This is a genomic window from Dermatophilaceae bacterium Soc4.6, from assembly GCA_039889245.1.
Lineage (GTDB): Bacteria > Actinomycetota > Actinomycetes > Actinomycetales > Dermatophilaceae > Lapillicoccus.
Genome location: JAZGVH010000002.1, coordinates 4016293 through 4030528, shown reverse-complemented (window position 1 = coordinate 4030528; position 14236 = coordinate 4016293). Strand labels below are relative to the sequence as shown.

The window sequence follows — 14236 nt, the reverse complement described above, 5'->3', positions numbered from 1 at the left end:
CTCGTCAGGGCGCGCAGTGCCCCCCGGCTGGCGGCGCGACGTCGAGCGACGGGTTGCGGTCGAAGAAGCCGAAGGGCTTGAGCTCGAAGCGCACGACGTCGACGGGCATGATTGGCCAGTCCTCGGGTCGGGTGACGTGGTGGATGCCGAAGACGTACCACAGCACGACGTCGGTGTTGCGTGTGACCCTCCCAGCCTTCACCCACTCGGGCAACCCGCGGTCGACCGTGCTCTGGTTGACGAACTCCCCACTGGGCCAACGCTGCCCGGCATCGTAGGGCGTGACCCAGACGCTGTGCGAGATGACGCCCGCCCGCTCCAGCAGCGGTGAGCCCGGGGGGAACATCGGGGGGATCGCCGCACCGGGCACGAGCTTGTAGGCGGGGTGGGTGCCGAGGCCGTTGGTCGTCTGCTCGTTGACCACCTTCCACCCGCGCTGCGTCTCCCACGACATGTCGTCGTAGCCCTCGGTCTCGATCGGGGTCTGGTCCTGGACCAGCGCGAGGCCGTAGGGGTTGTCGGGGCCGATCGGCAGCGCCCGGGTCTCGCTGCGCATGACGGTGTTGCTCGGCCCGTCGACGTCGAGGTCGAGCCGGGCGACGAGGAAGTGCTGGTGGAACGGCGCGTAGGTGCGCTCGTCGACCAGTGTGCCGTGGGGGTGCGGCTGGCCCTCGGCCACGTGGGTGACCACCATGATGCCGGTCGCCCGGACCTCGCACTCGATGTTGCCGTCCTGGTAGAACCGCCAGTAGACGAGGTACTCGTAGTTGGCGACCGTGACGTGGCACGAGACGACGAAGCGTCGCGAGCGCCGCACCTCGGCGCCGGCGTCGTGGTCGACGTGCTTCCACAGGATCGCGTCGTCCTCCTCGTGGAGGCAGACGGCGTTGCGGATCGTCGTGGGAGCGCCGTGGCTGTCGTGCAGCGTCGCGTCGAGGTAGCGGATCTCGCCGAGGCAGTCGCACCCCAGCTCGAGCGAGGTGGTCATGAAGCCCAGGCCCCACTCCCCGATGTCGAACGCGGTGCGACGGTAGTGGTCGACCGACGGGTCGCGATAGGGCACGACCATCTCGGCGAAGGACAGCTTGTTGGCGATCGAGCGCGCCCGGTCACCGTCCTGGAAGGTGATCCGGTGCAGGGTCAGGCCCTCGCGGTGGTTGAAGCCGACCCGCAGGCTCCAGCCCTGCCACTGCACGAGGTGCCCGTCGACGCTGAAGCCCGGCCCGTCGGGTTGCACGACGTCGAGGGCCGCCACGGGCGGTCGGGTCGAGCGCTGCCGGATCCGCTCGGGCACCAGCGACGGGACGTACTCGCCCATCACCTCGGGGCGCTCCGCCGCCGGCGTGTCCTCGATCTCGAGCAGCTCCATCGAGCCGAGGTCGAGCACGCAGTGCAGTCCACCGACCGGGCCGGCGTAGGGGTTGGCGCCGGCCTCGCGCTTGACCCAGCTGTCGCTCCAGCCGAGGCGACGCCCGGCATACTGCGGCGGCACGAGCGCGCCGCCGTAGGTCCACGTGTCCATGAAGACCAGGTCGAGGTCGGTGATGCCGCGGGCCGCCAGCGCCGCGATGACGTCGGGGTGCGAGCGGAGCATCGCGTCGGCCTCGGTCCACTCGTCGACCGTGACGTTGGGCTGCACCCCCTCGTGCGTCTCCCACGACTCGAGGGTGGCGACCACCTCGCCGTCGCCTGCGAGCGCGAGGACGGCCACGTGCGTCAGCGTCGAGACCCGGTCGTAGGCCACGACCCGGGCCCGTCGCAGCGGAGCCGGGACCTCACCCCTCTCGTGGGCCGCGAGCTCGGCCTTGGGCGGCTCGGGCACCTCCATCGACGTGACCCGCCATCCCACCCCGACCCCGTGCTCGCGAGCCAGCGTGGCGGTCACGGCCGTGATCTCGGCAGCGGAGATCGGGTCGAGGGGGTGCGTGCTCATGGTGCTCTCTTCGGGATCGGTGGTGGAACGGCTGTGGGCCGGCGGGAGCCGGCCGAGGCCGGCGTCAGCAGGCCGGGGGCCGGCGTCAGTAGGCCGGGGGCCGGCGTCAGTAGAGGGAGACGTGTCCGTCGGCCACGAGGACGGCCGGTCCGGCCAGCTCGACCCGGTGCCCGGGCTGCGCCGTGACGGTCAGCCGACCACCGGGGACGTCGACGGTCCAGGTGGCGGCGTCGAGGCTCTCGGCGTCGAGGGCGTCGTCCACCTGCGCCTCCCACCACCGCACGGCGAGCGCGGCCGCGGCCGCGCCGGTGCCGCACGACCGGGTCTCCCCGACCCCGCGCTCGTGCACCCGCATCGCGATGTGGCCGGGCGCGATGGCGCGCACGAACTCCACGTTGGTGCCCTCCGACGGGGTCGGGCTCACCTCGGGCGCCCGGCTCAGGTCGAGGTCGTCGAGGTCGATCTGCGGCGGCAGGACCACCACGGCGTGCGGGTTGCCCAGGTCGATCCGCAGGGCGGGCAGCTCGGGGCCGCCGTGCGGGCGGACTGTGGCGTCGAAGCCCCGACGACGCGCACCGACGGGGTCGATGACCCGCCACGGGCCGAGGTCGACGGCATACCCGTCGGTGGTGAGGGAGACGGCCTTGACGCCGCCGCGCGTCGCGATGGCGAAGGAGTCGGACTCCTCGAGGCCCTCCCGGCGCAGGTAGGCCGCGAAGACCCGCGTGCCGTTGCCGCACATCTCGGCGGGCGTGCCGTCGGCGTTGCGGTAGTCCATGAACCACCGGGCTGCCGAGGCCTGGTCGCGCACGTCCTCGTCGGCCGCGAGCGCCGTGGGCACGACGCGGATGACGCCGTCACCGCCGACTCCGCAGCGGCGGTCGGCGAGGAAGCGCACCTGCTCGGGGGTGAGGTCCAGGGCGCCGGTGGGGTCGGGCACGAGGACGAAGTCGTTCTGGGTGCCGTGGCCCTTGGTGAAGGGCAGGCTCGTGGGGATCACGGGGTCAGTCTGGCAGGGCCGATCACGGGTTCGCCGCCCTGACACCCGTGTCGGCTGCCGTGACCTCGGCCAGCGCCCGGTCGAGCAGGTCGGGCGCGTCGTGCGGCAGCCAGACCACCCGGGGGTCGGGGGTGAACCACGACTGCTGTCGGCGAGCCAGACGCCTCGTGCCCGCCGCGGTCCCGGCCCGGGCCTGCGCCCCCGTCAGGACGCCGTCGAGCTGCCCGACGGCCTGGGCGTAGCCGATGGCCCGCGACGCCGTGCGGCCCTCCCGCAGGCCCTGCCCGAGCAGCGACTCGACCTCGTCGAGCAGGCCGGCGTCCCACATGCGCTCGACCCGCGCCTCGATCCGGGCATCGAGGGTCGCTCGCTCGGCGTGCAGACCGAGGATGACCGTGGGGCGGGCGAGCTCGCGGCTCGGCAGCGTGGCCGAGAAGGGCCGACCGGTCAGCTCGATGACCTCGAGGGCCCGCACCAGGCGGCGCCCGTTGCTCGGATCGATGGCCTGGGCCGCAACGGGATCCAGCCGCACGAGCCGGTCGCGCAGCGACGCCGTGCCGTCACGCTCCAGCTCATCGCTCAGCCGGGCCCGCACGGCCGGGTCGGTCGGGGGGATCTCGAGCGTGTCGAGGGCGGCGCGGACGTAGAGCCCCGACCCGCCGACGAGGACGGGTCGTCGTCCCCTCCCCGAGATGGCGGCGACGTCGGCGCGCGCCTCCCGCTGGTAGGCCGCGACGCTGGCCTCGTCGCGCGCGTCGAGCACGTCGAGCTGGTGGTGAGGTATGCCGCGGCGCTCGGCCGTCGTCAGCTTCGCCGTCCCGATGTCCATCCCCCGGTAGAGCTGCATCGCGTCGGCTCCGACGACCTCGCCGCCGAGGCGCTCCGCGAGGTCGAGCGCGAGGTCGGACTTGCCCGTCGCGGTCGGGCCGACGACGGCGATGACGACCAGCTCGACCTGGTCGCGCCCTTCGGCAGGCTCGAGGGGGTCGAGCGGGAGCGGGGTGAACGGCATACGGGGCGCGTCGAGGTCAGACGAGACGCTGGTCGTGCTCGAGGTCGCCGTGGCCGGCGGCCACGTGGTCGCAGCCCTCGTGCTCGTCGTGCTCGTCGTGATCGTCGTGGCCGAAGGGGTCGACGTCGACGCCCGGCATCCAGGTCAGGCCCGGGGTGCCCCAGCCGTTGGCCTTGACTGCCTTCCTGGCCTTCTTGGCCCACCGGCCGTCGAGCCGGTCGACGTAGAGCTTGCCGTTGAGGTGGTCGAACTCGTGCTGCATGCAGCGGGCGAACCAGTCGGTGGCCTCGAAGTCGAGCGGCTCGCCCCAGGCGTTGAAGCCCTGCACCCGCACGTGGTCGGCGCGCACGAGGGGGAAGGACTCCCCCGGCACCGACAGGCAGCCCTCGGCGTCGTCGTCAGGGTCGGGTCGCACGTCGGGCACCCGGCCCACGGTGAGGATGGGGTTGACCACGACCCCACGGGCCGGCACGCCGTCGTCGTTGGCGAGCTCGTAGGTGAAGAGCCGCCGACCGACCCCGATCTGGGGGGCAGCGAGACCGACGCCGTGCGCGGCGTCCATGGTCTCGAACATGTCGGTCACCAGCTCGGCGAGGACCTCGTCGAAGGCCTCGACACGGGCGGCGGGGCGGTGGAGCACGGGCTCCCCGCAGATGACGACGGGACGGACGGCCATGGGACCAGTCAACCAGTCGGGGGTGCCGTGGCCCGAGCGGGGCCACGGTGGGACACCAGCGACACCCCGGCCCGGGTCACCGAGGTGTCGGGTCGGGGCGGGGGTGCCGGCACCGGTCGGCGGCGAGGGATCGTCCCGACGTGGGGCGGGCCGAGCACGCCGGCGGTGAGGGTCGACAGGCAGCCGAGGAACCCCTGGGCGTGGGCCGGGTCGAGCGCTGCGAGCACGTCGCCGTAGACGCGGCCCACCACGACGTGGGCCTGCTCGAACAGGGCGTGTCCCCGGGGGGTGACGTCGACGACCCGGGCTCTCCGGTCGCTCGGCAGGACCCGACGCCTCGCCAGCCCGGACCTCTCTAGCCCGTCGAGCGTCACGACCATCGTCGTCTTGTCGAGGCCCGCCAGCTCGGCGACCTCGACCTGGGTGCGCTCCCCCTGGGCGGCGCGCCAGAGCACGGCATAGTCGCGGGCCGAGAGGCCGAGGTCGACCAGCTCGGCGCCGACCCGGGCCGTCAGGGCGTGGGACGCCTGGCCGAGCAGTGACGCCAGATCGAGCGGGGGTGGCTCGGCGGTGTCGACCATGGGGCACAGGGTAGCCACCCCGGGGCAGTCAGTGCGTGCTGCAGCCAGGGCTCTCCGCAACGGCCGCGGGGCGACCGACCGCGGGCATCCCGAGCGAGACACCGGGCTTGGCGTGGCCCGAGGCCTGGAGAGCGGCCCACGCCTCGCCGCCGCGTGTGCTGCGCACGGCATACGGACCGCCGGTCAGGCCGGAGTCGGCGACGAGGTGGTGCGGTGCGCCGTAGGTGACGGCGACGTCGACGACGTCGCCCGGGCGCGGCTCCACGGCGCCGTCGGGCACCGCGAAATGGACCAGCCGGTTGTCTCGGGCGCGCCCGGACAGCCGTCGGGTGGCTGCGTCCTTGCGACCCTCGCCCGTCGCGACGAGGACCTCGAGGGTGCGGCCCTCGAGCGCGCGGTTGCCGGCCCAGGAGACTTCCTCCTGCACGGCGAGGAGGCGGTCGTAGCGGTCCTGGACCACCGCCTTGGGCACCTGGTCGTCCATTGTGGCCGCGGGGGTGCCGGCGCGGATGGAGTACTGGAAGGTGAAGGCGCTGCTGAACCGCGCCGCGCGCACGACATCGAGGGTCTGCTCGAAGTCGGCCTCGGTCTCGCCGGGGAAGCCGACGATGATGTCGGTGGTGATCGCGGCGTCGGGGATCTGGGCGCGGACCGTGTCGATGATGCCGAGGAACTTCTCGCTGCGATAGGACCGTCGCATCGCCTTGAGCACCGTGTCGGAGCCCGACTGCAGCGGCATGTGCAGGCTGGGCATGACGTTGGGGGTGGCCGCCATGGCGTCGATGACGTCGTCGGTGAAGGCCGCCGGGTGGGGGCTGGTGAACCGCACCCGCTCGAGACCCTCGACCTGCCCGCAGGCTCGCAGGAGCTTGCCGAACGCGAGGCGGTCACCGAACTCGACGCCGTAGGAGTTGACGTTCTGCCCGAGGAGGGTGACCTCGATGACGCCCTGGGCGACGAGGGCCTCGACCTCGGCGAGGATCTCACCCGGACGCCGGTCGACCTCCTTGCCGCGCAGGCTCGGGACGATGCAGAAGGTGCAGGTGTTGTTGCAGCCCACCGAGATCGACACCCACGCGGCGTAGGCGGAGTCACGGCGGGTCGGCAGCGTCGAGGGGAAGACCTCGAGGCTCTCCTTGATCTCGACGGCCGCCTCGTGGTTGTGGCGCGCCCGGTCGAGCAGCGCCGGCAACGAGCCGATGTTGTGGGTGCCGAAGACGACGTCGACCCACGGCGCCCGCTCGACGATGGTGCCCTGGTCCTTCTGGGCGAGGCAGCCACCGACGGCGATCTGCATGTCGGGGTTCTTCAGCTTGGCCTGCCGCAGGTGCCCCAGGTTGCCGTAGAGCTTGTTGTCGGCGTTCTCGCGCACCGCGCAGGTGTTGAAGACGACGACGTCAGCCGTCTCGGGTCGCTCACCGCGCAGCCCGTTGATGTCGACGTAGCCCGCCGTCTCGAGCAGGCCGGCGAGGCGCTCGGAGTCGTGGACGTTCATCTGGCACCCGTGGGTGCGCACGTCGTAGGTCTTCGCGGGGCTGGGCGTCGTCTGGGTGGTCTGGCTCGTCATGGCGAGTCAAGGGTATGCCGTGCGCCCGGCCGCAGGCGACGGCGCCGGCTGGTCAGGTGCGGGGGTGGACGACCCCGCAGAACCTGAGAACCGGGTTTGCCGCGTCGTGGCAACGGTCGCGAGCCAGGTGACCGCCGTCGCCGATCCCACCTGTCGGTGCGCCACCACGTGAGCAGGCCGTCTCAGTCGCGCTGATGCTCCCGTGCATCGTTGACGGCAGCGCGGACCACGGCGTAGACGACCGAGGGCGGGTAGCCCTTGCGGGCGAGCATGCCCGAGAGCCGACGCGACTGGACCTGCGGGTCGAGACCGGCCATCGTGCGCATCTTCTTCGCGGCCAGCTCCTCGGCCCGGGCCCGCTCGGACTCGGGGTCGATGGAGGCGAGCGCGTGAGCCACGAGCTCGTCGTCCACCCCCTTCTGTTGCAGCTCCTGCGCGAGGGCGCGCTTGGCCAGCCCGCGGCCGGCCTGCTTCGAGCGCACCAGCATCTCGGCGTAGGCCTGGTCGTCGACGAGCCCGACGGTCGCCATCCGGTCGAGCACGGCCGCGGCGATGTCGTCGGGGCAGTCGCGCCGGCGCAGCTTGTCCTCCAGCTGGCGACGGGAGCGTGGACCCATCGCCAGCTGGCGCAGCACCACCTGACGGGCTCCTTCGACATCGAGCGGTGTCCGGGCTGCTGACCCCAGGTCCAGATGGCCACTGGCCCCCAGCCCGGCCTCAGCCGGATCGGACAGCCCGTCGACCCATCGCTGTGCGGCCTCGGTCGCCCTGCTGTTGGGCTCGGGCAGAGGACGGCGAGCCGATCCGCTGGGCGCTCGGGCCGCCTCCTCCGCAGCCGCCAGTACCCTGCCGGCTGCGGCGAGGCGCTCCTGCTGCGACGTGACTCCCGCCACCTCGAGCTGCTCGTGCGTCATACGACGTGCCGCTTCGCTCAGAAGTCGACCGGGACGTCGGCGACCGCCGGCTTGTCGACCTGCGGCCCGATGCCGAGCTTCTCCTTGATCTTCTTCTCGATCTCGTCAGACAGGTCGGGGTTGTCCTTGAGGAACGTGCGGGCATTCTCCTTGCCCTGCCCGAGCTGGTCACCCTCGTACGTGTACCAGGCGCCGGCCTTGCGCACGAAGCCCTGCTCGACGCCCATGTCGATCAGGCCCCCCTCACGGGAGATGCCGTGGCCGTAGATGATGTCGAACTCGGCCTGCTTGAACGGTGGGGAGACCTTGTTCTTGACGACCTTGACCCGGGTGCGGTTGCCGACGGCGTCGGAGCCGTCCTTCAGCGTCTCGATGCGACGCACGTCGAGCCGGACCGAGGCGTAGAACTTCAGCGCCTTGCCACCGGTCGTGGTCTCGGGCGAGCCGAACATCACGCCGATCTTCTCGCGCAGCTGGTTGATGAAGATCGCCGTGGTGCCGGTGTTGTTGAGGGCGCCGGTGATCTTGCGCAGGGCCTGCGACATGAGGCGGGCCTGCAGGCCGACGTGACTGTCCCCCATCTCGCCCTCGATCTCGGCGCGGGGCACGAGGGCCGCCACCGAGTCGATGACGATGATGTCGATGGCGCCGGACCGGATGAGCATGTCGGCGATCTCGAGCGCCTGCTCACCCGTGTCGGGCTGGGAGACCAGCAGGGCGTCGGTGTCGACACCGAGCTTCTTCGCGTACTCCGGGTCGAGGGCGTGCTCTGCGTCGATGAAGGCGGCGATCCCGCCGGCCTTCTGGGCGCTGGCCACCGCGTGGAGGGCCACGGTGGTCTTACCGCTGGACTCCGGGCCGTAGATCTCGACGACACGCCCACGAGGGAGCCCACCGATACCGAGCGCGACGTCGAGGGCGATCGACCCCGTGGGGATCACCTCGATCGGCGGCCGGATGTCGTCACCGAGACGCATGACCGCGCCCTTGCCGTGCTGCTTCTCGATCTGACCGAGAACCGTTGCGATCGCCTGGTCACGATCGGGCGTCTTGACCGCCATGTCACACCACTTCCTGTTTGCTCGTCGGATGCCGTCCACCTGCGACCCGCTGCTCCACCCCGGTGTTGCCGGGTCGGACGGTGCTGCTGCCGAAAACGTGGCTGCGGGTCAGACGTTAGGAGACGGCACCGACAACGGTCCGAGACGACGGTGCCGCCTGTGGATCGAGGTGTCGGGCCGACCCCTTGTGGACAACCTAGCCGAACACCTGTTCGAGACCGGAGGCGACACGCACGACACGCCGACACCAGATCGGTCCCGGGTCACGCCCGGCCCCGCAGGCGGTCAGCGTCGCTTCGGCCTCTGGGGCTCCCGACCGAGACGGTGCTCCGCCGCCACGTCCATCGCGTCGCACACGGCCTCCCAGACCTCACGGGCCGGGATGCCCGCCTCGATCGCCTCGTCGACCGTGCGGTCGCCGAGGGCGAGCAGCGTGTGGTCGTGGGCGAGTGACCTGGAATACGACGACCCGAACTCGTCGTCCATCAGGGTCCAGAACACGCTCAGCCGCATTCCGCCGAGTCTGGCACGTGCCCACGAGGGGTCACGACACCGGCGCGGTGGCCCCTGTCGGTGGTGGGTGGCAGGGTTGGTCACCTGATGGCAGCTGACGTCCTCGACCGCTTCTCCCCCGCCACCTCCGCATGGTTCCGGGGGTCCTTCAGCACGCCCACCGCTGCACAGGCCGGGGCGTGGGAGGCCATCAGCTCGGGTCATCACGCACTCGTCGTGGCCCCCACGGGGTCGGGCAAGACCCTGTCGGCCTTCCTCTGGGCCATCGACCGCCTGGCCAGCACGCCCCCGCCCGAGGAGCGCCTCGAGCGCTGTCGGGTGCTCTACATCTCCCCGCTCAAGGCCCTCGCGGTCGACGTCGAGCGCAACCTGCGCAGCCCCCTCGTCGGCATCGGGCACGCCGCCGACCGCCTGGGCGAGACGATGTCGCCGATCGCCGTCGGCGTCCGGTCAGGTGACACCAGCGCCCAGGAGCGGCGGGCGATCGCGCGCACGCCCCCCGACATCCTCATCACGACTCCCGAGTCGCTGTTCCTCATGCTCACGTCCAAGGCGCGGGAGGCCCTCGCCGGGGTCGAGACGGTCATCCTCGACGAGGTCCACGCCGTCGCCGGCACCAAGCGCGGGGCCCACCTGGCGCTCAGCCTCGAGCGGCTCGACGCCCTCCTGCCCAAGCCGGCGCAGCGGGTCGGCCTGTCGGCGACCGTCCGCCCGGTCGAGGAGGTCGCCCGGTTCCTCGCGGGCGGTCGCCCGGTCGAGGTCGTCCAGCCCGAGTCGACCAAGCAGTGGGACCTCGAGGTGGTCGTCCCCCTGGCCGACATGTCGGCCCTCGGCGAGGTCGTCGAGCAGGACCTCAGCGGGCCGGCCGCCGGTCAGCAGCAGCGGGCCTCGATCTGGCCCCACGTCGAGGAGCGCATCGTCGACCTCGTCTCCCAGCACCGTTCGACGCTGGTCTTCGCCAACTCGCGCCGGCTCGCCGAGCGCCTCACCTCCCGGCTCAACGAGATCTGGGAGGGGCGGGTCGAGGAGGCGACCCTCAGTTCGTCAGACGCCGAACCGGTGTCCACCGGTCGCCGCACCCCCGCGCAGACGATGGCGCAGGCCGGGACGTCGTCCGGGGCGCCACCGCTGCTGGCCAGGGCCCACCACGGCTCGGTCAGCAAGGAGCAGCGAGCCGACATCGAGAACGCCCTCAAGGCCGGCCAGCTGCCTGCCGTCGTCGCCACCAGCAGCCTCGAGCTCGGCATCGACATGGGCGCCGTGGACCTCGTCATCCAGGTCGAGTCACCCCCGAGCGTGGCCAGCGGCCTGCAGCGCGTCGGCCGAGCGGGGCACCAGGTGGGCGCGGTCTCGCGGGGGGTCGTCTTCCCCAAGTTCCGCGGAGACCTCGTGCAGACCGCCGTCGTGGTCGAGCGGATGCGGGCTGGGAGCATCGAGGCTCTCGCCGTCACGGCCAACCCGCTCGACGTGCTCGCCCAGCAGGTCGTGGCCATGTGCGCCCTCGACGACTGGGCCGTCGACGACCTCGAGAAGCTGGTCCGCGGCGCCGCGCCCTTCGCCTCGCTGCCCCGGTCGGTGCTCGAGTCGGTGCTCGACATGCTCGCCGGACGCTACCCCTCCGACGAGTTCGCCGAGCTGCGCCCGCGCGTGGTCTGGGACCGGGTCACCGGGGTGCTCTCCGGGCGCCGAGGGGCCCAGCGCCTCGCCGTCACCTCCGGCGGCACCATCCCCGACCGCGGTCTGTACGGCGTCTTCCTCGCCGGCTCCGAGGGCGCCGGTCGGCGGGTGGGAGAGCTCGACGAGGAGATGGTCTACGAGTCGCGCATCGGTGACGTCTTCACCCTCGGCACCTCGAGCTGGCGCATCGAGGACATCACCCACGACCGCGTCCTGGTCTCCCCCGCCCCCGGCGTGCCGGGCAAGCTGCCGTTCTGGAAGGGCGACACCCTCGGCCGCCCGACCGAGCTCGGGGAGGCGGTCGGGCGCTTCGTCCGGGAGGTCGGTGGCCTGTCTCCCGAGAAGGCGCGGGAGCGGGTAGGCCGGGCCGGGCTCGACGAGTGGGCCACCGACAACCTGCTCGCCTACCTCGGCGAGCAGAAGGAGGCGACCCGCCACCTGCCGAGCGACCGGACGATCGTGGTCGAGCGCTTCCGCGACGAGCTGGGTGACTGGCGCATCGCGGTCCTCTCGCCCTACGGCGCGCCGGTTCACGCCCCATGGGCCCTGTGCGTCTCCGCGCGGATGCGCGAGCGGTTCGGGGTCGACGTGCAGGCCATGCACGGTGACGACGGCATCGTCTTCCGCCTGCCCGACCTCGAGTTCGACGAGATCACCGCCGGAGACGACGACGACCTCGGATCCGAGCGCTCGCGCCGCCGCTCCGGCTCCAAGGTGGGTGACGAGCTGATGTCGCTGATCCTGCTCGAGCCCGACGAGGTGCACGACCTCGTCACCGAGCAGATCGGTGGCTCAGCCCTCTTCGCCTCCCGTTTCCGTGAGTGCGCAGCGCGGGCCCTGCTGCTCCCGCGCCGACGCCCCGACCGGCGTCAGGCCCTGTGGCAGCAGCGTCAGCGCTCGGCCCAGCTGCTCGAGGTCGCCAGCCAGTACCCCTCCTTCCCGATCATCCTCGAGGCCGTGCGCGAGTGCGTCCAGGACGTCTTCGACGTGCCCGGTCTCACCGAGCTCATGCGCCGGATCGGGTCGCGCGAGGTGACGCTGGTCGATGTCGAGACCGCGAGCCCGTCCCCCTTCGCCCGGTCGCTGACCTTCGGCTACGTCGCGCAGTTCATCTACGAGGGAGACTCGCCCCTGGCCGAGCGTCGCGCCGCCGCGCTGTCGCTCGACCCGACGCTGCTCGCCGAGCTGCTCGGCCGCGGAGACGGCCTCTCCCTGCGCGACCTGCTCGACCCCGAGGCCGTCGCCCGCACCGAGGCCGAGCTGCAGAGGCTCGACGACAGCCGTCGTTGCCGTGACGCCGAAGACGTGGTCGACCTGCTGCGGGCGCTCGGGCCCCTCACGCACGACGCGATCCTCACCCGCTGCGAGGACGGCACCACAGCCCGCACGGTGGGCGAGTGGCTGGTCGACCTCGAGGTGACCCGCCAGCTCATCCGGGTGCGGATCGGCGGGGACGAGCGGTGGGCGGCGGTCGAGGACGCCTCCCGGCTGCGCGACGCCCTCGGCTCGTCGTTGCCCGTCGGTGTCCCCGACGTGTTCCTCCAACCGGTGCCCGACCCCCTCGGTGACCTCGTCGCCCGTTACGCCCGCACCCACGGCCCGTTCCCGGTCGCCGACGTCGCCGCCTGGCTGGGCCTGGGCACCGCTGTCGTCAGGGACGCCCTGCGTCGACTCGTCTCGACCGGGCGGCTGGTCGAGGGAGCCCTGCGCCCCGACCCCACGGGCGCGGGCGCGGGGGGTATCGACTACTGCGACGCCGGCGTCCTGCGGACCCTGCGGCGACGGTCGCTCGCGGCGCTGCGCGCCGAGGTCGAGCCGGTCACCGGCACCGACCTCGCCCGCTTCCTGCCCTCGTGGCAGGGCGTCGGCGGTCAGCTGCGGGGCCTCGAGGGCCTCGTCAGGGCGGTCGAGCAGCTCGGCGGGGCCGTCGTCCCCGCGAGCGCCCTCGAGACGCTCGTCCTGCCCGGCCGCGTCGCCGGATACGCCCCGGGCATGCTCGACGAGCTCACCTCCAGCGGTGACGTGGTCTGGCGCGGCCACGGCTCGCTCCCCGGCGACGACGGGTGGGTCTCGCTTCACGTCGCCGACCTCGCCCCGCTGACCATGCCTGCTCCGGACGAGTCACGCGAGCTCGGCGACCTGCACCACGCGGTGCTCGACGCCCTCGCCGGTGGGGGCGCCTACTTCTTCCGCTCCCTGTCCGACGCCGTGGGCAGCACCGACGACGAAGGGCTGGCTCAGGTGCTGTGGGACCTCGTCTGGTCGGGTCGCCTGACCAACGACACGCTGACGCCGCTGAGGGCCCTGCTCGGTGGCGGGCGCACCGCCCACAAGCGCCGCCAGGTCGGGCCCCGACGCGGCCGGTATGCCGGGCGCGCCGGTGCCCTCGGTGGCATGGGCGGTGCCCGGTCAGGGCTCGCCCGGCCGTCGCTGCCCGCCCGGGTCGGCCCACCGTCTGCGGCGGGTCGGTGGTCGTTGCTCCCGCCGGTCGAGCCCGACGCGACCCTCGTCGCCTACGCGACGGCCGAGGTGCTGCTCGACCGCTACGGCGTCCTCACCCGCGGCTCGGTCATGGCGGAGTCGGTGCCCGGTGGCTTCGCCGCCGTCTACCGGGTGATGGCAGCGGCCGAGGAGTCCGGCCGGGTGCGCCGGGGGTACTTCGTCGAGGGGCTCGGTGCTGCGCAGTTCGCCTCCAGCGGTGCCGTCGACCGGCTGCGGGCGCAGGCTCGCTCGATCGGTGACACCGGCCGCGAGCGAGACGAGGCGCCCGCGGTCGTCCTGGCCGCCTGCGACCCCGCGAACCCCTACGGCGCCGCCCTCACCTGGCCCGACCGCACCACGTCCCCCCTCGACCCCGACACCGGCGACGCGACGACCACCGTCACGGCCCTGAGGGCTCCCGGCGGCACCGGTGGCACCGGCAAGGCCGACAGGAGTGCCCCCCGCGGCCACCAACCAGGCCGCAAGGCCGGTTCGCTCGTCGTGCTCGTCGATGGTGACCTGGTGCTCTACGTCGAGCGCGGGGGCAAGACGCTGCTGACGTGGACCGACGAGCCGTCGGCCCTGCAACGAGCCGCGGACGCGCTGGCCCTGTCAGTCCGTGAGGGTGCGCTGGGCCGGCTCACGGTCGAGAAGACCGACGGGGCGCAGGTGCTCGGCTCCGGCCACCCGCTGGCCGACGCGCTGGCCCGCGCGGGGTTCCACGCCACGCCCCGAGGGCTCCGGTTGCGCCGATGACCGACGTCATCGCCGCCGGTCACACCGCCCTCGCCGGGGTCGGCGTGCTCCCCTGTCCTCCGGAG

Annotated in this window: 9 protein-coding genes and 1 pseudogene; 1 reads left to right on the top strand and 9 read right to left on the bottom strand. The window is 72.7% G+C overall.

Annotated elements, in window-relative coordinates; all coding sequences use genetic code 11:
- Positions 1 to 4 precede the first annotated feature (4 nt).
- The 9 genes and pseudogenes from V3N99_18835 to V3N99_18795 all read right to left on the bottom strand — a co-directional run bounded on the left by V3N99_18835 (position 5) and on the right by V3N99_18795 (position 9257).
- A pseudogene (locus tag V3N99_18835) lies at positions 5 to 1936 on the bottom strand (primary-amine oxidase).
- Positions 1937 to 2039: 103 nt separating this feature from the next.
- Positions 2040 to 2930 carry a diaminopimelate epimerase gene (gene dapF, locus V3N99_18830; GenBank protein MEO3938789.1) on the bottom strand — a complete coding sequence of 297 codons (891 nt, stop codon included), beginning with the start codon at positions 2928 to 2930 and terminating at the stop codon, positions 2040 to 2042.
- A gap of 25 nt (positions 2931 to 2955) precedes the next feature.
- Entirely contained in the window at positions 2956 to 3945 is a 990-nt protein-coding gene (gene miaA / locus V3N99_18825; protein ID MEO3938788.1) for a tRNA (adenosine(37)-N6)-dimethylallyltransferase MiaA, read from the bottom strand.
- A 16-nt stretch (positions 3946 to 3961) separates the two neighbouring features.
- On the bottom strand, positions 3962 to 4621 hold the full coding sequence (locus V3N99_18820) for a peptide deformylase (protein ID MEO3938787.1): 660 nt from the start codon (positions 4619 to 4621) through the stop codon (positions 3962 to 3964).
- A gap of 8 nt (positions 4622 to 4629) precedes the next feature.
- The gene (locus V3N99_18815; protein ID MEO3938786.1) at positions 4630 to 5202 is read right to left on the bottom strand and encodes a MarR family transcriptional regulator; all 573 of its coding nucleotides are present in this window, start codon (positions 5200 to 5202) and stop codon (positions 4630 to 4632) included.
- A 28-nt stretch (positions 5203 to 5230) separates the two neighbouring features.
- Positions 5231 to 6769, bottom strand: coding sequence for a tRNA (N6-isopentenyl adenosine(37)-C2)-methylthiotransferase MiaB (miaB, locus tag V3N99_18810; GenBank protein MEO3938785.1), 1539 nt, complete (start codon positions 6767 to 6769; stop codon positions 5231 to 5233).
- 182 nt (positions 6770 to 6951) lie between these two features.
- Entirely contained in the window at positions 6952 to 7683 is a 732-nt protein-coding gene (locus V3N99_18805) for a regulatory protein RecX (protein ID MEO3938784.1), read from the bottom strand.
- A 17-nt stretch (positions 7684 to 7700) separates the two neighbouring features.
- The gene (gene recA, locus V3N99_18800; GenBank protein ID MEO3938783.1) at positions 7701 to 8744 is read right to left on the bottom strand and encodes a recombinase RecA; all 1044 of its coding nucleotides are present in this window, start codon (positions 8742 to 8744) and stop codon (positions 7701 to 7703) included.
- Positions 8745 to 9029: 285 nt separating this feature from the next.
- Complete coding sequence (locus V3N99_18795; GenBank protein ID MEO3938782.1) at positions 9030 to 9257, bottom strand: DUF3046 domain-containing protein; 228 nt, start codon at positions 9255 to 9257, stop codon at positions 9030 to 9032.
- An 87-nt stretch (positions 9258 to 9344) separates the two neighbouring features.
- Between V3N99_18795 and V3N99_18790 the strand changes: the two genes are divergently transcribed.
- Complete coding sequence (locus V3N99_18790) at positions 9345 to 14171, top strand: ATP-dependent helicase (protein MEO3938781.1); 4827 nt, start codon at positions 9345 to 9347, stop codon at positions 14169 to 14171.
- Positions 14172 to 14236 lie beyond the last annotated feature (65 nt).

What these genes read in the sequence shown, in the direction of transcription:
- V3N99_18805 (MEO3938784.1), bottom strand. Translation starts at nt 7,683, where the DNA reads ATGACGCACGAGCAGCTCGAGGTGGCGGGAGTCACGTCGCAGCAGGAG.
- V3N99_18790 (MEO3938781.1), top strand. Translation starts at nt 9,345, where the DNA reads ATGGCAGCTGACGTCCTCGACCGCTTCTCCCCCGCCACCTCCGCATGG.
- recA (MEO3938783.1), bottom strand. Translation starts at nt 8,744, where the DNA reads ATGGCGGTCAAGACGCCCGATCGTGACCAGGCGATCGCAACGGTTCTC.
- V3N99_18815 (MEO3938786.1), bottom strand. Translation starts at nt 5,202, where the DNA reads ATGGTCGACACCGCCGAGCCACCCCCGCTCGATCTGGCGTCACTGCTC.
- miaA (MEO3938788.1), bottom strand. Translation starts at nt 3,945, where the DNA reads ATGCCGTTCACCCCGCTCCCGCTCGACCCCCTCGAGCCTGCCGAAGGG.
- V3N99_18820 (MEO3938787.1), bottom strand. Translation starts at nt 4,621, where the DNA reads ATGGCCGTCCGTCCCGTCGTCATCTGCGGGGAGCCCGTGCTCCACCGC.
- miaB (MEO3938785.1), bottom strand. Translation starts at nt 6,769, where the DNA reads ATGACGAGCCAGACCACCCAGACGACGCCCAGCCCCGCGAAGACCTAC.
- V3N99_18795 (MEO3938782.1), bottom strand. Translation starts at nt 9,257, where the DNA reads ATGCGGCTGAGCGTGTTCTGGACCCTGATGGACGACGAGTTCGGGTCG.